Here is a 16714-nt window from a genome sequence, read left to right as displayed (position 1 = left end):
TGAGCCTCCACGGGAGCGCCGAGACCGCGGGGGCTACCCGCGCTCTCGGCGCTCAGATGGAGGCTCACGGGTCGAGGGAGAGGGAAGCCCGGACTACCGCGATTCGGGACTGGTGTTTCCACCCGGCTTCACGTTCGGCTCGGCGACCGCGTCGTACCAGGTCGAGGGCGCCTTCGACGAGGACGGCCGTGGCCCTTCCATCTGGGACACCTTCTCCCAGACGCCCGGCAAGGTCTGGAACGGCGACACCGGCGACGTCGCGTGCGACCACTTCCACCGGTGGGAGAGCGACCTCGACCTCATGGCCGAGCTCGGGCTCGACGCGTACCGCTTCTCGATCGCGTGGCCGCGCATCCAGGCGTCGGGCCGGGGCCCCGCGAATCAGAAGGGCATCGACTTCTACTCGCGCCTGGTCGACGGGCTGCTCGAGCGCGGCATCAAGCCCGTCGCCACCCTCTACCACTGGGACCTTCCGCAGGCGCTGGAGGATGCCGGGGGCTGGCCCGTGCGCGCCACGGCCGACGCGTTCGAGGAGTACGCCGCCATCATGGGCGCCGCGCTCGGCGATCGCGTGCACACCTGGACGACCCTCAACGAGCCCTGGTGCTCCGCGTACCTCGGCTACGGCCAGGGCGGCCACGCGCCGGGACGCCACGAGCCGGCCGCGGCGCTCGCCGCCGTGCACCACCTCAACCTCGCGCACGGCCGGGCGCTGACCGCGCTCCGCGTGACCTCGGCCGGCACGCCGGAGTACTCGGTGACGCTCAACTTCCACGTCCTCCGCGGGGTCGGGGACGGGGCGGCCGACGCCGTGCGACGCATCGACGCCTTGGCGAACCGGGCCTTCACCGGGCCGATGCTCCGCGGCGAGTACCCGGCCGACCTGCTGGAGGACACGGCATCCGTCACCGACTGGTCGTTCGTGCAGGAGGGCGACCTCGCGGCGATCCACCAGCCGATCGACGTGCTGGGCGTCAACTACTACTCGACCGCGACCGTGCGGCTGTGGGACGGCGTCTCGCCGAAGCAGATGAACGACGGACACAAAGGCGCCGCCGGCGGAACGGCGTGGCCCGGCAGCGACCAGGTCGTGGAGTTCGTCGAGCAGCCCGGCCCGTACACCGCGATGGGCTGGAACATCGCGCCCGAGGGACTCGAAGAGCTGCTCGTCTCGCTCTCGGAGCAGTTCCCGCAGCAGCCGCTCATGATCACCGAGAATGGCGCCGCGTTCGAGGACGTGGTCGCCGCCGACGGGTCGGTGCCCGATCCCGAGCGCCTGGACTATCTGCGGCGCCACTTCACGGCCGCCCACCGGGCGTTGTCGCGGGGCGTCGATCTGCGTGGATACTTCGTGTGGTCGCTGCTGGACAACTTCGAGTGGGGCTACGGGTATGCGAAGCGGTTCGGCATCGTCCGGGTCGACTTCGACACGCTCGAGCGGACGGTCAAGGACTCGGGCCGGTGGTACGGCGAGCTGGTGCGGACGCACGAGATTCCCGCCTGATGAGCGCAGGCGCCCGCTCGAGGTCATGACGAACTATCGTTTCGCTCAGACCGCCGCGCTGCGGCGGGTGAGATCGACGGAGATGCGTCATGAACGACGAGAACGGTGCTGTCGTCAGCCTGAGCGAAGACCAGTGCTGGAACCTGCTCGCCCGATGCGAGCTCGGTCGGCTCGCGCTCGCCGTCGACGGTGAGCCCGAGATCTTTCCCGTGAACTACGTGACGGATGGGCCGCGGGTGTTCCTACGCACGGCCCCCGGCTCGAAGCTCGCGGGGCTCGCGCAGAACCCCCGCGTCGCCTTCGAAGTCGACGAGTACGACCAGTCGCGCGGCGCCAGCGTGATCCTGAAGGGCGTCGCCCGGCGTCTGCAGGTGCAGAGCGAGATCGACGCGGCCGAGGCGCTGCCGCTTCACCCCTGGATCCCGACGCTCAAGTACCGCTGGGTGTCGATCTCGCCGACCGAGATCTCGGGCCGGTCGTTCGAGCGCACGCCCGAGCCCGAGCGCTACCGCGCGTCGCTGAACGACGCGACCACGTAGGCGTTGCGCCGGAGCCGGCGGGTCGAGCCCGGCGTTGTCGGGTACGCGGCATCCGTCGCCCGCTGCCGTTGTGTCGGGATCGTACGTACTCGCCGAGAACACACGCTAGCGGCGTCGGTTTCGCGTGGTTTCGGCGAGATCGTACGTACTCGCCGCGGGGGTCGGCCGTGGGCGGCGCCTGGCTGCGGCCTCCGTCGAGCGAGCGCGCTGTGGCGGGAGGTCATTCCGCGATGGTGATCGTCTCGGGCATCGTGTCGCCGGAGTCTGTGACGACGCGCCGGAATTCGCCGCCGTCGCGTTCGTAGAGCCCGGCCACTGCGCCCGTGATGAAGTACTGCGAGGCCGCGTCTCCGGGAAGCTCCGACGGGGTGAGGAAGAGCAGGTACTCGACGCCGCTCTCGAGGAACGGCTCGGCGTCCTGACGCACTTCGACGACATCGCCCACCTGGACGGCGGCGGGGTCGTCGTCGAGATTCGAGCCGAGCTGCGGATTGGACGGCGCGTTCGTGACCTCGACCGAGGAGACGGTCGTCGAGCCCTCGCCGACCTGCTGCCGGACCGTGCCGATGACGAGCGCGGAGCTGTCAGCGGAGATCGCATCGAGGCTGTCGTACAGAGTCGAGCGGCTCCCGGCCGACGATGACGCCGCGCAGGCGGTCGCGGCGGTGATCATCACGCCGAGCACGATCAGGGCAGCGGCGCTGCGCATCATCTTCCGCAACATCGTGCCTCCTCGCGTCGTGCCCGGACGTCTCGTCAGACTAGCGGGCGCGGGCCGCGGCATCCGTCGACCGATCGTGCTGTGTCGAGAACGTACGTACTCGCCGAGAGCGCACGCTGGCGGCGTCGGTTTCGTGTGGTTTCGGCGAGATCGTACGAACTCGACGCCGGCCGCGGCATCCGTCGCCCGATCGTCCGCGCGGAGCGCTCGGTAGGGTGTGGGCATGGACAAGGCAGGCGCTCGCCGATCGGCCGCCTGGATCATCGCGGGAGCGCTCGTCGCGACCGGGGTGGTCGTCGTGATCGTCGGGGTGCTCACGCCCGTGGCGTTCGGGTGGTTCGCCTACCAGCCGCTCGCCGCCGCGACGTTCGCGCCGGCAACGAGCGGCCTCTTCCTCTCGCGGACGACCATCATCGGGTGGCTCGTGCTGACGATCGGGCTTCTCATCGTCGCCTACCTCCTGGGGCGGCGGGCCGGCTCTGCGAAGCGCGCATCGGCGCAGCATCCGGAAGCCCACTGACCGTCCGCAGCAGCAGGCTTCGATGACGGATGCCGCGGCCCGCCGTCAGGCGGCGGCCGCGAGTTCGCCCATCCCCATCGCGATGAGGAACGAGAGCACCGAGAGGGCGACCGAGACCGGCACCATCATGTAGCGCTCGGGCTTGCTGCGCGAGACCGCGTTCATCAGGATGCCGAGCGTGAAGTAGCCGAAGATCACCCACATCGCGATCTCGGAGAACGGTGCGGGGAAGACGTCGACGGCGCCGACGCGGTCCCACGCGATGACGTCGATGAGCGCGTAGATGAGGATCGAGACCGCGCTGCCGATGCGGAGGCGGGCGGGGAGCACGCGGTGCTGTCCGCCCCACGCGAAGCGGCCGAGCGGGGCGCCGAACACGAGCGCCAGCTGGAACACCGCGAGCAGGACGAGGATGACGGTCAGCGCGAGCGCGAAGGGCATGGGTCTCACCGTAACGTGCAGGGCGCGGCAAACCCGCGGCCCGATCGGGTCGTCGGGGTCGCGGGGGGCTGGAGCCGGGCTTGGCCGAACCTGCGGCCGGTCTTCTCTTGCGCACTGCTGTCCGCCCCGGTCGGCGCCGTGGATTCGCCGGGTCTGCCGTCCTGCTGCCGTGCCTTCGGACCGGCGCACGATCGTCAGGTCAGCCGGGGTCATCCTTCGCGGCTGAGGATGCGCGGATCGGCATTCTGCGCACTGCTAGCCTCCGAGAAATCGCCGTCGACACGGGGTGATCCGCCGCAAGGGCATCCGCTGAGCGGCCACAGAAATGGAGAAATCATGTTCAACGACAACGGGTCGTTCCTCCTCGCCCTCTTCGAGTTCTTCCTGTTCTTCGCCTGGTTCATGTGCCTGTTCTGGGTCTTCGGCGACATCTTCCGCAGCAGCGACCTCGGCGGCGGCGGCAAGACGCTCTGGGTGATCTTCGTCATCCTCGTTCCGTGGCTCGGGATCCTCGTCTACCTGATCGCGCGCGGCGGCGGCATGCAGCAGCGGCAGCTCGAGCAGGCCAAGGCGATGCGCGCAGCGCAGGACGAATACATCCAGTCCGTCGCCGGATCGTCCTCCTCGGCGACCGATCAGATCGCGTCGGCCAAGTCGCTCCTCGACTCCGGCGCCATCACGCAGGCCGAGTTCGACTCCCTCAAGGCGAAGGCCCTCGCGTAACAGCCGGCCTGACACGCTCAGCGAAAGGAGCGCCCGCGCAGACGCGCGGGCGCTCCTTGCGTTCGAGTCGACGGATGCCGTGCGGCGGCCATGCGCGCAGGGCCGGCCTCGCCCAGCCCCTTCAGTAGATGGTCTCGCCCCGCTTGAGCATGTCGACGTACTGCGCGACACGCGCCGTGCGGGACTCGGGCCGCTTGAGGTTGCCGACGCGGAACGCCATCGCGAACCGATTCTGCGCCGACTGAGCTGCGAAGGCCTTCGCGAGGTCGGGGTCGGCGTCCAGTGCCTCCTGCAGCTCGACCGGCAGGTCGCCGTCGCGTTGCCGGTACGCGCTGTCCCAGCGCCCGTCGGCCTTCGCGCGGTCGATCTCGAGCTGGCCCTGCGGTCGCATGCGGCCTTCCTCGATCAGCCGCGTCACGTGGCCGATGTTGACCTTCGACCAGATGCTCCGCGGTCGTCGCGGCGTGAAGGTCTGAAAGAAGTAGTCGGCGTCGAAGGCTTGCGACTGCCCGTCGATCCACCCGAAGCACAGCGCGACATCGAGCGCTTCGGCATACGTGATCCCCGGTAGCGTCGACCCCTTCTTTCGCAGTCGGAGGAACACCCCGCCCGGATCGGGATCGGAGTCGAGCCAGGCTTCCCACTCCGCGACCGTGTCGACGTGCAACTCGGGCTTCTTCGCAGGCGTGGCCATGACGGGAGGATAGCTCCCACCTCCGACGCCGTGCGTCGCGGGCGGACTGCGGCCGGGTCGGCCGGGCCCGCGCGGGCGCGAGTTGCCAGTCGTTGTGGCAATTCGGCGTCGACTTGCGCGTAGATGTGGCATCTCGGCGTGCCGCCCTTGAGGTGCGCGCCGGTGGGAGCAGTGCCATCGGGGGCTGACCCTCAGATCGACCCGTCTCTGCGGCGGGGCGCCGCAGCGCCCGGCTACGCGGCCGGACGCGCCGAGTCGCTCGCCGCCGAGTCGCTCGCCGGCGGCGACGGCGTTGAAGGTGCTGAAGGCACCGCCGCAGACGCGCGCTGTGCGCGCACGAACTCGACCAGCTCGCTAGGCGTCGGCACATCGACCCGCAGACGCATGCTCCCGTGCAGCGCCCCTGCACCGTTGACGATCGCGGCACCACCCATCTCGTCGAGCAGTGCCGCCATGCCGCGGGCGACCCGGTCGGGCAGATAGCCGACGCGGCGACCGCTCGCGAAGACCGCGATGCTCGTCGCGCTGCGGTGATCGGCGGGATCGCGTCGCAGCACGTAAAGGCGACGAGCCTGATCCTGACGCTCGCTGTCGTTCACGAGATAATGCGTCCGCTCGAGGGCGATGCGGCGAGACGCGAGGCCTCGGAGATCAGGCAGCGTCGCGTGCGCGTGGACGCGCCCCGTGATCGCGTGGACGAACTGCTCCCATAGCCTCGACAACGGCTCCCCTTCGGTTCAGCACACCGATCGGAGCACTCTTCCACTGTCTCACGTCGCACCCGCCGCACTCTGGGAACGCCTGCAGGGTTCGCCCTCCGGAGCGGGGGCCGCGGCATCCGTCACCTGCGATCGTGCGGGGATCGCCGGGCGAGGCGTCCTCGTCACGTGACGGAGATCAGCGAGCGCTGCCAGCCGGTCGACCCGTCGGGGGCGATCGGGGTGGACTCCTCGATCTGCAGCTCGCCCTTCTTGTTCACCGCGCGCACCGTCACGTAGTGGGTGCCGGGTGTGGCGTCCCACTCGAGCACCCACTGCACCCAGGTGTTGACGTTGACCGGGGTGGAGAGGGTCGCGACCTGCCATTCGCCGTTGTCGATGCTGACCTCGACGCGTTCGATGCCGACCGTCTGCGCCCACGCGACTCCCGCGAGGGGGATCCGGCCCGCAGGAACGGGCTTGCTGATCTTGGGGGTGTCCAGCCGAGAAGAGAACTTGATCGGCGCCTTCTCGCTGTAGCCGCGCGGCGTCCAGTACGCCTCGTCCTGCGCGAAGGTCGTGACCTTGAGCTCGGTGAGCCACTTCGTGGCCGACACGTACCCGTAGAGGCCCGGCACGACCATGCGCACGGGGAATCCATGCTCGAGCGGAAGCGGCTCGCCGTTCATCGCGACGGCGAGGATCGCATCCAGACCGGCGTCGGTCAGCGCCGCCAGGGGCGTGCTCGCCGTGTACCCGTCGACGCTGCGCGAGAGCACCATGTCGGCGCCCGACTGCGGGCCGGCCAGTGCCAGGATGTCGCGCACGGGCACACCGAGCCACTTCGCGTTGCCGACCAGGTCGCCGCCCACGAAGTTCGACACGCAGGTCAGCGTGATCGAATACTCATCGAGTCCCATCGCGACGAGTTCGTCGAAGCCGAGCTCGACGCGCTTGTCGACCATGCCGTCGATGACGAGGCGCCAGGTCTGGGGATCGATGGTCGGCACGGTGAGAGCCGTGTCGACGCGGTAGAAGTCCTTGTTCGGCGTGAACAGCGGCGTGAGGCCCGGGATGTCGAGGTCCGCGCCCGCCGGAACGGTGACTGTCGTCTTCGGAGCGGGCAGGCGCAGGGCGCCGCGGATCGCCTCGACCGACGAGGTCGCCATGCTCACTGCTCGTGCCGTGACGCCGACGACGATGGCGGATGCCGCGGCGATGCCCGCGAGCACGAAGAAACGGCGTCGATCGAGACCGGGCGCGGCATCGTCCTCACTCTTCCCGTCGGCGCCACTTGCCCCGCCCGCGACAGCGGTCGCGGGTGTCGATGTCGAGCGCTCCCACCGGCGGAGCCGGCGACACAGCACGACGAGGAGAACCGACCCGGCGACCGCGCCAACGACCGGAGGAAGGAAGGCGAACGGGCCGGCGCCCGCGCGGGTGACGATCGCGGCGAGCGACAGGGCGCCCGCGACACCCAGGGCGATGACGCCGAGCGGCGGCTTCAGGAACTGCAGCACTCCCGCGATCGCCGAGGCGATCACCACCGCGAGCCCGAGACCCGCCAGCAGAGCGAGCTTGTCGTACTCGCCGAAGGTCGTGATCGCGAACTCCTTGAACGGCTGCGGCACGATGTCGATGACGAACGAGCCGACCGCCAGGACCGGGCTCGCCCCGCGCGCGACGAGGAGCGCGACGAGCTCCGCGGCCGCGAGGAACGCCAGCCCGCTGATCACGCCCGCGACCGCTGACCACGCGAGGAACTTCCATCTGCCGCCGGTCTTGTTCACGTTGACTCCCCCTCAGTGAGCCGAGGGCTCGAGGGTTGTTCGGAGTCGGCACGTGATCGGATCGCCTTTCGACCATCGCCATCGCGGCGGTGGCCGAGAACCGCGCGTCGCTAGGGCCGCGCGCTACGGTCGGGCACCTGCGAGCTGCGCTCCCCAGCGGCGTGCGCGTTCCTCCTCGCCGTCGGTGATCGGGCCGGAGTACGCGTGGACTCCGAACGACACCGGTTTCGCCGCAGGCTGGAAGCCCAACGCCACGAGCCGCTTCATCGCCTTCTTCGCCGCTGACCCCGGGAGGCGGGGGACCGTCACGCGCGTGTCGAAGGTCGCGACCGGGACGGGCCGCCCCACGTGCGGCTGCGCTTCGATCCATTCCCGGATGCCTCGGGCCGGGACGTGCTCGGCCCCCTGAGTCCTGGCGGACTCGCGTGTCGACGCCGTCGACATCGAGAACGCGTGGGTCGGGCCGCCCACCACGAGCAGGTCGACATCCGGCGCCAGGTGCGTCGGTGCCGAAGCCGCGTCGACGATCTCGCAGCTGTCCACCCCGATCCCCGCAGCCACCTCGCGGGCGAGCTGCTCGGTGTTCCCCCAGAGTGATTCGAAGACAACCAACGCGTGCATGACTCCTCCTTCATCGGACGACGGTCACCCCTGCTGGTCAGGCCGCGTGCGCCGACCGGCAGCAACCGGCACCGCGATGCTCTCGCTGCTCAGCGAGCCGCCGCGGGTCGAAGGTCCCGGCATCCGTTCAGCGCTCGAGGTGCGCCCCGAGCCAGGCGCGCGCACCGTCGAGAAGCTGCCATGCCGTGTAGCAGTCGTCGATGGCCGCGGGGAACGGATGCCTCGGCGCGAAGCGGTGGTCGACCGAGACGATCGTGACCCCGGTCTCACGGGCCGTCTCGCCGCAATGCCCGTCGTCCATCGCGGCCGAGCCCAGCACGAGACCGCCGCCGTGCATCCACAAACAGGCCCGCCCCGGAGGGCTGCGGCGGAGTGTAGATCCGCAGCTTCACGCCGTCGTGGCGCAGGGTGCGGCGCGTGACGCCGTCGACGCGCTTGCCCGGAATGAGCGACGACGCCGTTGCCGCCAGCCAGCGCACCGCGCCGTTCTCGAGATCGATCGCCGGAGTCTTCGCGGTCGCGGCGCGCAGCGCCGGGTTCACGGCCGAGATGTCCATCGCGTGCCTCGTTCTCAGCGTCGGCCGGACTCGAGCAGCTCCGCGCCGAGCGTGTCGATCAGCCACGCGCGCCACGTCGAGACCGTGCGCCAGTCGTCGGCGATGATGTCGTACGCGTCGGGCGTCCACATCCAGTCGGCGGGGCCCTCGCGCCTGCCGACCGCGAGGCGCTTGAGCTGCAGCAGCTCGAGCCGCGGATGGTCGGCCCGGTAGCCGCGGGGAGCGGTCTTGAGCGCGTCGCCGCGCATGAGCTCGAAGCCGGCGCTTCGCAGCTCGGCGAGCAGTTCGTCGAGATCCTCGGCGGTGCGCGGGTCGTCGACGGCCTCGCGGAACCGGGCGAGCGCGGCAGGCGGCACGTCGTACAGCCCGCCCCCGAGCATCAGCCCCTCTTCGCTCAGCTGCACGTAGTGGGCCACCGTCGCCTGTGTGACCATGCCGATGTGGAGCTTGTAGGGCGTCTTGTCGGCGCTGAAGCGCACGTCGCGGTAGGGGCGGAAGATCTTCACCGCGCCGAACTCGGGCTCCAGTTCCGCGCCGAGCGCCTCGAACGGCCCACGGACGGCTGTGTCGTAGCGCGCCTTGTTTGCCGTCCACCACGCCTTCGTGTTGTCGGCGCGAAGCTCGGCATAGAACGAGACGGCGTCGCGGTCGAGTCCCTCGAATCCCACCTGCCGATAGTAACGAGCGGATGCCGCGGCCGGCGCGGAGTCGACCCCTTCAGCCGAGCGCACCGACCCCTCAGGCCGGCGCGCCGACCCGTTCAGGCCAGCGCCGTGATGACCTTCGCCTCGAAGAGCTCCTGGCTCGTGGAGTCGTACGCGGCATCCGGGAAGTAGTGGATCGCGTAGCCGAGGCCGTGCTTTGCGCGCTCGGCCAGCCGCTCCGCGATCCGGTCGGGCGTCCCCACGCCGTCGGAGCCCTCGAGGTCGCGTACGATCGCGTCGGCGCGGTCGTCGCCGACGAACGGCAGCACCCGTGCACGCAGGGCTGCAAGGCGCTCGCGCACGTCGGCCTCCGTGTCGCCCACGATGGTGTTGAAATTCGACGACCGCGTGATGGCGGAGAAGTCGCGACCGAGGTCGTCGCAGTGGCGCCGCAGCACATCGCTCTTGTGATCGAACTCCTCGAGCGACCCGGCGAAGTTCGTGTACGTCGCGTACTTCGCGGCGATCTTGAGGGTGACCTTCTCGCCGCCGCCGGCGATCCAGAACGGGATGCCGCCGTCCTGCAGCGGGCGCGGCTGCACGATGGCGCCGTCGACCTGGTAGTGCTTGCCGTCGAGGGTGGCGCGGCCGGTCGTCCACGCCTGATGCATGATCTCGACACCCTCGCGCAGTTTCGCGAGGCGATCCGGGATGCCGGGAAAGCCGTAGCCGTAGGCGCGCCACTCGTGCTCGTACCAGCCGCCGCCGATCCCCATCTCGACGCGGCCGCCCGAGATGATGTCGGCCGTGGCCGCGACCTTCGCGAGGTAGGCCGGGTTTCGATAGCCCATACAGGTGCACATCTGCCCGAGCCGCACGCGGGAGGTGGATGCCGCGAACGCCGCCATCAGAGTCCACGCCTCGTGCGTGGCCTCGTCGGTCGGCACCGGCGTGGTGTGGAAGTGGTCGTACACCCAGAGCGATTCCCAGGGGCCGGAGTCCGCCCGCTGCGCGAGGCCGTTCATGACCTCCCAATGCCGTGCGGCGTCGATGCCCACAAGATCGAAACGCCAGCCCTGCGGGATGAAGACGCCGAATCGCATCCTCCAACCCTAGGTGCGTCTAGGACGCCGGGATCGGATGCCGCGGACGGAGTCGGGGTGAAGGATCGGGTTCCTGAACTGAGACCTAAACGATCGCCGGGGAACGTGGTTCCAGCGTTCTCCAGGTCTCCCGACACGAGGCGCGGCGCACGAGGGTGACGCAGTGGCCATGGGCACATGCCGGTCGCGTCGATATCGTCGTCACTGTGTTGTCGGCTCTCTTATGGGGCGCGGTCGCGTCATCCTCCCTGGTCATCGGTGCGGTGCTGGGAGTCATCCACCGATGGGACGATCGGCTGGTCGGGGCCGTGTTGGGTTTCGGGGCGGGGGCACTCATCTCCAGCGTCTCGTTCGAGCTGGTCGAAGAAGGATTGGCTGTGTCCGGAGGTCTGCCCGTCGCTCTGGGGCTTGCCGCCGGCGGGGTGGTCTTCTTCCTCGGCGATCGCGGCGTGGAGAAGATCGGTGGGCGCTCCGCCGGGGGCGCCGCGGGTCTGCCCCTGCTCCTGGGTGCACTGCTGGACGGGGTGCCCGAGCAGGCTGTCCTGGGCATCGGTCTGGGCTCCGGTCAGGGCGTCAGCGTCGCTCTCCTCGTCGCGATCTTCGTATCGAACCTGCCCGAGTCGATCGGCTCAGCCACCGACATGCGTGCTGCCGGAACGAAATCCCGCCCAATCATCATCGGGTGGAGCGTTGTGGCGGTCGTCTGCGCCCTGGCTACTCTGGGCGGGTACGCAATGTCCGCGGGGGTCGACGACCGCCTCACCGGCGCCATCGACGGCTTCGCGGCCGGCGCCCTTCTCGTCATGTTGGTCAGCGCGATGATTCCCGAAGCGAAGAAGAAGGCCGGCGATACCGCAGGGCTGGTCGCTGTGCTCGGGTTCGCTGTGGCGGCCGGACTGTCGGCCGTCTCGTAGGTCGCTCTCGGGGAGGGTGAGCACCGACTCGCTCGCCGCCATCGGCTCGCACGTGCCACTTGCGAGGCGCACATGGGAGGGGAGGCGAGAGTTCCTAGACTGAGACCAGAAAGAAATGGTGCCTGGGTCGGGAAGATCCTGGCCTTGAACGGTGAGGAGCCATCCCGGTGCAGCGAACCATGCTCAAGTCCAAGATCCATCGAGGCACGGTTTCCGGGAGCGACCTCCACTACGTCGGCTCCATCACGATCGACGCCGATCTGCTCGAGGCTGCAGACATCCTCGAGCACGAACAAGTTCACGTCGTCAATGTGAACAACGGTGCCCGCTTCGAGACCTACACCATCGTGGGGGAACGAGGTTCGGGCGCCCTTCAGGTCAACGGCGCTGCGGCCCGTCTCGTGCAGGCCGGCGACACTGTGATCGTCATCTCCTACGCAAGCTACGACGACGAGGAGCTCGCGCGATATGACCCGAAGGTTGTGCACGTCGACCACTCGAACGCGATCCTCGCAGTCGACCGCGCGGTAGCCGTCTTGAGGTCTGCTGCCGTCCCCGTCTGACGCTGCGGGCGACTCCCCGCGGGGTCTGCGACCAGCAGGCGGCGGGCGGGATGCGGGCTCCCACGCTCCTACGACGAGATCAGCTCCCGCCGCACCACAGCGGCGCTCCACCGTCCCAGCATGGCGCCCGCGACGGTGTCCGAGAGGTGGTGCTGGCCGCGGTAGACCCGCGAGAACGCGATCGCTCCGGGAATGGCGTACCGGAGGACGGGCGCGAGGAGCCGTGCGCCACGGGCGCCGTGACGATCGAGCAGGTCGGCGAGCGTGCCGTGGAGTGCGAAGGCGGCCGCCGTGTGCCCGGAAGGGAAGGACGACGTCGCGTGCGGTTGCTCCGGACGCCAAACCCGCTCGGGTCGTGGCCGTCCCACGAGCGCGGCGGATGCGACGAAGCACGCGGTCTCAAGGGTGAGCACCGCCGCTGGGGCGACCGCTGAGCGCAGGTCGCGCGTCAAGAGCCAGGTCACGCCGCACCAGATCGCCCCGTTTGCGATGGTCTGCGGCACGCCGGAGTACCACGAGAGCGGCTTGGTCACGCGGTCGATCGGCTCGCGTCGCTCATTCAAGTCGGAGGTGTCAGTCGCGACGGTGGCTTCGACGTCATCCGGTTGGTGGCCGGATGCGGCCTGGAGCGCACGTACGGTCTGGTCCTCGCGTGGGTCGTCGCCGCCGAGGAGCCGCATAGCTCGCCCAGCTGCGGCGATAGCGATGATCGCGCCCAGCCCCGGCAGGACGACGGCTCGGAGCAACGGCATGCCCGGAGCCTAGTGGCGCGCTGCGTGGATGAGAGGGCATCCGGCGCGAACGCGGGGTGAAGCAGGTAGTCGGCGCTCCCGGAGAACTGGGTGAGGAGTGCGCGGAGAATTCCTGGGCCCTGTCGAAGGGCCGATGCCGAGACTATCTTCAGAATGCAGTCAGGATGATCAGCGCGGAAGGAGCCGACGATGGCGTCAGCACATGTTGTGCCGAATGGCACGAACTGGGATCTCAAAGGTGATGGTGCGCTGATTTCCACCCACCGCGTTCAAGAGGAGGCCTTGTCGACTGGAAGGCAATGGCTCCGCGATCACGGCGGCGGAGAGCTGTTCCTACATGGCGAGGATGGTGCCGTGCGGGCAAAGGACACCGTGGCGCCGGGCAACGATCCTCGCGGACACGGATGATCTCGGATGTGAACCCACCCGCTGACGCCGCGGGACGCTAAGGCGATCGCGTCACGATTACTCGAGACGGGCGCACACTCCTGTTGCGCGCTGGGAGCAGATGTTCACCGTTATTGAGACGATCTCGATCGAACAACCTGTCGAGGAGGTCTTCGACTTCCTCACCGACGCTCGTTCGCGCTCGCAGTGGGACGGGTCGGTGGTCTTCGAGGAAGTCACCTCGCCGCTGCCAGTAGGGGTCGGGACCACCATCCATTCGCGCGTTCGCGCGATGGGCCGCGAGAGCGACTTCCACTGGCGGGTGACACAGTTCGATCGACCTGCGCGAATGGCGACTCTGAGCACTTCCGGACCGGTGCCGACCGCGCTCGTGATGGACTTCATCGCCTCAGGCAACGACTGCGACGTCCGCGCGACCATCGAGGGACGGCCCGAGGGTCTGATGCGGTTCGCCGAACCGATGATCGGTGAGATGGTGCGCACGAACCTGGCCACCGGATTCGCTCGTGCGAAAGATCTCCTGGAAGGACGCAGGAACCTCGGCTGAACGGTGGGATTCGCGCCCGGTCGACATGAGCACCGGAGGCGTCAATCCGAGTTCGCCTTTCGCTGCGCGGAGACGGCCGCACCGATGAACCCACCCGCGGCCACCAGCAACACGACACCGACGGCGATGGCGGCGATGCGGACAGCCTGCGGCAGTTCCATCGCGACGGAGATACCGAGGGTGACAGTGGCGAGCCCGGCCACGACGGCAGCGGACGCACCCAGCGACTTCGTACCCATTCGCACGACGTATCGCGCCGCGTAGGCGGGCCGATCGTCCGCAACCGGTCCTTCACCCTGCGAATACCGGTCGTCGAACACGCCGGTGTCTACCGCCGGTTCGCCTCCTTCGCCGCGACCCGCGGGCGAATTCGAGCCCCACGCACCGACCCCGCTACACCTCGGCCTTCGCGTCGCCGCCGGGCGCGGCATCCGTCTCCTCATCCAGCGTGTCGCCGACGTCAGCCGGGGAGCCGGCGGCGCGGCTGAGGAGGATGAAGGGGATGGCCGCGGCCGAGATGACGCCGCTCCACAGCAGCGACACGGCGTAGCCGCTGATGTCGGCGACGCGGCCGAGGGCCGGCTGGATCACGACGCCGCCGGCCGAGCCCATGAGCGAGTCGAACGAGAGCACCGTCGCGCGCTGCTTCGAGGGGATCATCGCATTGAGGTACGCGCGGTGCACGGGGTCGTCGATCGCCGAGGCGATGCCCCAGAGGGCGACGAGACCGATGGCGATCCAGAAGTTCTGCACGAAGCCGAAGGTCACCAGCACGAGGGCGCTCGTGACGGCGGCGAGGAGGATCGTCGAGGTGCGCTTGCGGAAGAGCTTGCGCACCCACGGGGCCATCAAGCCCCCGACGATCGACGCACCCGACAAGAGAGCGGCCGCGAGTCCGGCGATCGAGTAGGCGCCCTCGTCGCCCCACAACTGCAGCAGGTGGGGCTGCAGTGCATAGAAGACGTAGATGCCGACCCCGGCGGTGAAGGGGCTCGCGAGCATGAGCCAGCGCACCGGCGGCCTGCCGAGGCCGTACTTGAGAGACGCCCGCAGCACCGTGCCGGTCGCCGCGATCGGGCCTTCGCTGCGATCGGGCGTGAACCCGATGTCGCGCATGAGCATCGCGGCGACGAAGAACATCGCGAGCAGCAGGGCGACCCGCACGAGGAAGGGCGCGCCGAGATTGCTCATCTGCGCGACCACGCCACCGAGCACCGAGCCGACGAGCATCGCACTGCCGCTGAAGATCTGAGATCGCCCGAAGACCGTCTCGAGGCTGCCCTTGTATCCGACGGCACGGAGCGCATCGACGAGCCATGCGTCGACGGCTCCGGAGAAGAAGGTGAACCCGAGCCCCAGCAGCACCGAGACGATCGCCCACGCCCAGAAGGGCGAGTGCCAGAGCCACAGCATCCAGTACATCGCCGTGGTTACGGTGAGCGTGATCGTGCCGATGAGGTACGACGCGCGGCGGCCGAGGGTGTCGGCGACGACGCCCGTCGGAATCTCGAAGATGAGCATGCCGGCGGTGAAGAGCGCGTTCGCGGCGAACGCCTCGAAGTTCGACAGCCCGGCATCGAGCAGGAAGAGCGTGTTGACGCCCCAGATGAACGACGCCGCGAGGGTGTTGCCGAGCACGAGCGTGTAATAGGTGCCCTGGATGCGCCGAGGCGTCGGGAGGGGCGGTGACGTCATGAGGTTCCGATCTGGTCAGGCATGACACCTGCGCGAGGCGGACCAGTGCGCAGGACTCGCGAGCATCCTGACGGCGGGCAGATCTGCATCGGCCCACTCGAGGACGGCGAGGTCTTCGCGCGCGACCCAGCGTAGTTCGTCGTGGTCGGTGCTGGCCTGCGGTATTTCGCCATCGAGACGTGCGCGCAGACAGATGAGGCGAACGGGTCCGGTCACGTCGGTCGTCAGGTGCGATTCGGGCAGGATCCGGATGCCGAGTTCCTCGCCGATCTCGCGCACGAGCGCCTGTTCGGCGCTTTCGCCGGGCTCGACCTTGCCGCCCGGGAACTCCCACCTGCCGGCGGCGGCCTTGTGCGGGGCGCGACGGCACGCGAGGAACAGCCCGTCGTGCTCGATGACGGCGGCGACGACATCGATCGGCTCGGACATGGGGTCATCGTCGCACGGAGGTGCGACATCCGTGAGTGTGCGAGTGGCGCATCTCACCGGTGCGAGGCGTTGCGTCGTGCCGGTGGGGGCCGAGGTTCTCGTCGCGGGGCGGCCGCGGCATCCGACGCCGTCGACAGGGGTGTCAGGCGGCGCCGGGCTCGTCGCGGAGACCGACCCGATCGGGGATGTCGAAGTGCACGCGCGGGAGCCACTCGGCCGGTTCGGGCCAGGGCCGTGACGCAGGGAGGCGGCGCAGCCGTGCGCGCAGCGCCGCGGTCGACGCCTCGACGGGGAGCACGCGCGAGGGGGCGTGGTGCGCGAGGGCGCCGAGCCACCAGTGGCGCCAGGTCCCTTCGATCGCGTCGGGTCCGAGCACGATGTAGTAGTCGGGCATGATCGCCGCGCCCGACTCGAACTGGGCGAGGACGGTGTCGACCTCGATCTCGAGCGTGCCGAGGGTCGCCTGCTCGCCATACAGCTCGACCCAGGCGGCGGCGACGTGCTCGAGCGGATCGGCATCGTGCACGACGTAGGGAGTCTTCGCGGTCGCGAGGGCGCGCGTCGTCTCGGCGGGCTCGGCGCCGCGCAGCGGCATCGCGAGCAGCGCGGGCAGGCCCTGGAGGCCCGCGAGGAGCGCGTCGCTGTCGGGACCGACGAGAGCGACGACGGTGGATCGGGGTGAGTGATCTGTCGTGGGCGCCATATTCCACGGTACGCCCGGACGTGTTTCGGTGGGGTGACGCGGCCGGGACTTTCGTGAAAAGCACGGGACGGGCGGGCGAACGCGGGGGAGCTGACGATTGCTTCGGGGCCCGCCGGAGAGGCCGGGCGGGCGAGTTGCCAGTTCATGT

The 16714-nt window shown here is 69.3% G+C and carries 23 protein-coding genes; 8 read left to right on the top strand and 15 right to left on the bottom strand.

The window, feature by feature from the left end:
- Positions 1 to 112 precede the first annotated feature (112 nt).
- Positions 113 to 1504 (top strand): GH1 family beta-glucosidase, encoded by a 1392-nt coding sequence (locus ACSBPH_RS07125; protein WP_442576890.1) that lies wholly within the window; start codon positions 113 to 115, stop codon positions 1502 to 1504.
- Between the two features lie 89 nt (positions 1505 to 1593).
- Positions 1594 to 2043, top strand: a complete 450-nt coding sequence (locus ACSBPH_RS07120) for a pyridoxamine 5'-phosphate oxidase family protein (protein WP_442576889.1) — start codon at positions 1594 to 1596, stop codon at positions 2041 to 2043.
- Positions 2044 to 2263: 220 nt separating this feature from the next.
- Here the strand turns inward: ACSBPH_RS07120 and ACSBPH_RS07115 are convergent, their stop codons facing one another.
- The gene (locus tag ACSBPH_RS07115; RefSeq protein ID WP_442576888.1) at positions 2264 to 2767 is read right to left on the bottom strand and encodes a hypothetical protein; all 504 of its coding nucleotides are present in this window, start codon (positions 2765 to 2767) and stop codon (positions 2264 to 2266) included.
- Positions 2768 to 2987: 220 nt separating this feature from the next.
- Here ACSBPH_RS07115 and ACSBPH_RS07110 point away from each other — a divergent pair, with 220 nt between their 5' ends.
- Positions 2988 to 3284: a hypothetical protein gene (locus tag ACSBPH_RS07110; protein WP_442576887.1), complete on the top strand. Its 297-nt coding sequence runs from the start codon at positions 2988 to 2990 to the stop codon at positions 3282 to 3284.
- Positions 3285 to 3329: 45 nt separating this feature from the next.
- On the opposite strand, the gene ACSBPH_RS07105 is transcribed toward ACSBPH_RS07110, so the two are convergent.
- Positions 3330 to 3725: a hypothetical protein gene (locus ACSBPH_RS07105; RefSeq protein ID WP_442576886.1), complete on the bottom strand. Its 396-nt coding sequence runs from the start codon at positions 3723 to 3725 to the stop codon at positions 3330 to 3332.
- A 336-nt stretch (positions 3726 to 4061) separates the two neighbouring features.
- On the opposite strand from ACSBPH_RS07105, the gene ACSBPH_RS07100 reads away from it, so the two are divergent.
- Complete coding sequence (locus ACSBPH_RS07100; RefSeq protein ID WP_442576885.1) at positions 4062 to 4448, top strand: SHOCT domain-containing protein; 387 nt, start codon at positions 4062 to 4064, stop codon at positions 4446 to 4448.
- 121 nt (positions 4449 to 4569) lie between these two features.
- Here ACSBPH_RS07100 and ACSBPH_RS07095 read toward each other — a convergent pair whose 3' ends face one another.
- The 8 genes from ACSBPH_RS07095 to ACSBPH_RS07060 form a co-directional block, all read right to left on the bottom strand.
- Positions 4570 to 5142, bottom strand: a complete 573-nt coding sequence (locus tag ACSBPH_RS07095) for a YdeI/OmpD-associated family protein (protein ID WP_442576884.1) — start codon at positions 5140 to 5142, stop codon at positions 4570 to 4572.
- A 233-nt stretch (positions 5143 to 5375) separates the two neighbouring features.
- The gene (locus ACSBPH_RS07090; RefSeq protein ID WP_442576883.1) at positions 5376 to 5864 is read right to left on the bottom strand and encodes a hypothetical protein; all 489 of its coding nucleotides are present in this window, start codon (positions 5862 to 5864) and stop codon (positions 5376 to 5378) included.
- Between the two features lie 161 nt (positions 5865 to 6025).
- A complete protein-coding gene (locus ACSBPH_RS07085; protein ID WP_442576882.1) occupies positions 6026 to 7630 on the bottom strand; it encodes a molybdopterin-dependent oxidoreductase in 1605 nt (534 codons plus the stop codon).
- 123 nt (positions 7631 to 7753) lie between these two features.
- Positions 7754 to 8251 (bottom strand): flavodoxin family protein, encoded by a 498-nt coding sequence (locus ACSBPH_RS07080; RefSeq protein WP_442576881.1) that lies wholly within the window; start codon positions 8249 to 8251, stop codon positions 7754 to 7756.
- 127 nt (positions 8252 to 8378) lie between these two features.
- Positions 8379 to 8552, bottom strand: coding sequence for an alpha/beta hydrolase fold domain-containing protein (locus ACSBPH_RS07075; protein WP_442576880.1), 174 nt, complete (start codon positions 8550 to 8552; stop codon positions 8379 to 8381).
- Complete coding sequence (locus ACSBPH_RS07070) at positions 8518 to 8808, bottom strand: hypothetical protein (protein WP_442576879.1); 291 nt, start codon at positions 8806 to 8808, stop codon at positions 8518 to 8520. The genes ACSBPH_RS07075 and ACSBPH_RS07070 overlap by 35 nt, the downstream gene beginning before the upstream one ends.
- 14 nt (positions 8809 to 8822) lie before the next feature.
- Positions 8823 to 9476, bottom strand: coding sequence for a DUF2461 domain-containing protein (locus tag ACSBPH_RS07065; protein WP_442576878.1), 654 nt, complete (start codon positions 9474 to 9476; stop codon positions 8823 to 8825).
- 92 nt (positions 9477 to 9568) lie between these two features.
- Positions 9569 to 10555, bottom strand: coding sequence for an LLM class F420-dependent oxidoreductase (locus ACSBPH_RS07060; protein WP_442576877.1), 987 nt, complete (start codon positions 10553 to 10555; stop codon positions 9569 to 9571).
- 155 nt (positions 10556 to 10710) lie between these two features.
- Between ACSBPH_RS07060 and ACSBPH_RS07055 the strand changes: the two genes are divergently transcribed.
- Positions 10711 to 11469, top strand: coding sequence for a ZIP family metal transporter (locus ACSBPH_RS07055; protein WP_442576876.1), 759 nt, complete (start codon positions 10711 to 10713; stop codon positions 11467 to 11469).
- A 167-nt stretch (positions 11470 to 11636) separates the two neighbouring features.
- A complete protein-coding gene (gene panD / locus ACSBPH_RS07050) occupies positions 11637 to 12032 on the top strand; it encodes an aspartate 1-decarboxylase (RefSeq protein ID WP_442576875.1) in 396 nt (131 codons plus the stop codon).
- Positions 12033 to 12100: 68 nt separating this feature from the next.
- On the opposite strand, the gene ACSBPH_RS07045 is transcribed toward panD, so the two are convergent.
- Entirely contained in the window at positions 12101 to 12784 is a 684-nt protein-coding gene (locus ACSBPH_RS07045) for a phosphatase PAP2 family protein (RefSeq protein ID WP_442576874.1), read from the bottom strand.
- A gap of 189 nt (positions 12785 to 12973) precedes the next feature.
- Here ACSBPH_RS07045 and ACSBPH_RS07040 point away from each other — a divergent pair, with 189 nt between their 5' ends.
- Positions 12974 to 13192, top strand: coding sequence for a DUF2188 domain-containing protein (locus tag ACSBPH_RS07040; RefSeq protein ID WP_442576873.1), 219 nt, complete (start codon positions 12974 to 12976; stop codon positions 13190 to 13192).
- Positions 13193 to 13292: 100 nt separating this feature from the next.
- A complete protein-coding gene (locus ACSBPH_RS07035; protein ID WP_442576872.1) occupies positions 13293 to 13739 on the top strand; it encodes an SRPBCC family protein in 447 nt (148 codons plus the stop codon).
- A 41-nt stretch (positions 13740 to 13780) separates the two neighbouring features.
- Here the strand turns inward: ACSBPH_RS07035 and ACSBPH_RS07030 are convergent, their stop codons facing one another.
- From ACSBPH_RS07030 to ACSBPH_RS07015, 4 genes are all read right to left on the bottom strand, one after another.
- Positions 13781 to 14059, bottom strand: a complete 279-nt coding sequence (locus ACSBPH_RS07030) for a hypothetical protein (RefSeq protein WP_442576871.1) — start codon at positions 14057 to 14059, stop codon at positions 13781 to 13783.
- 73 nt (positions 14060 to 14132) lie between these two features.
- On the bottom strand, positions 14133 to 15434 hold the full coding sequence (locus tag ACSBPH_RS07025; protein WP_442576870.1) for an MFS transporter: 1302 nt from the start codon (positions 15432 to 15434) through the stop codon (positions 14133 to 14135).
- A gap of 15 nt (positions 15435 to 15449) precedes the next feature.
- Positions 15450 to 15863: a (deoxy)nucleoside triphosphate pyrophosphohydrolase gene (locus ACSBPH_RS07020; RefSeq protein WP_442576869.1), complete on the bottom strand. Its 414-nt coding sequence runs from the start codon at positions 15861 to 15863 to the stop codon at positions 15450 to 15452.
- 142 nt (positions 15864 to 16005) lie between these two features.
- On the bottom strand, positions 16006 to 16566 hold the full coding sequence (locus ACSBPH_RS07015; RefSeq protein ID WP_442576868.1) for a hypothetical protein: 561 nt from the start codon (positions 16564 to 16566) through the stop codon (positions 16006 to 16008).
- Between the last annotated feature and the right edge of the window lie 148 nt (positions 16567 to 16714).

Source organism: Microbacterium sp. F51-2R (genome assembly GCF_052180235.1).
Taxonomy (GTDB): Bacteria; Actinomycetota; Actinomycetes; order Actinomycetales; family Microbacteriaceae; genus Microbacterium.
The sequence above is the reverse complement of the archived record's forward strand: the minus strand, read 5'-3'. Positions and strand labels throughout refer to the sequence as shown.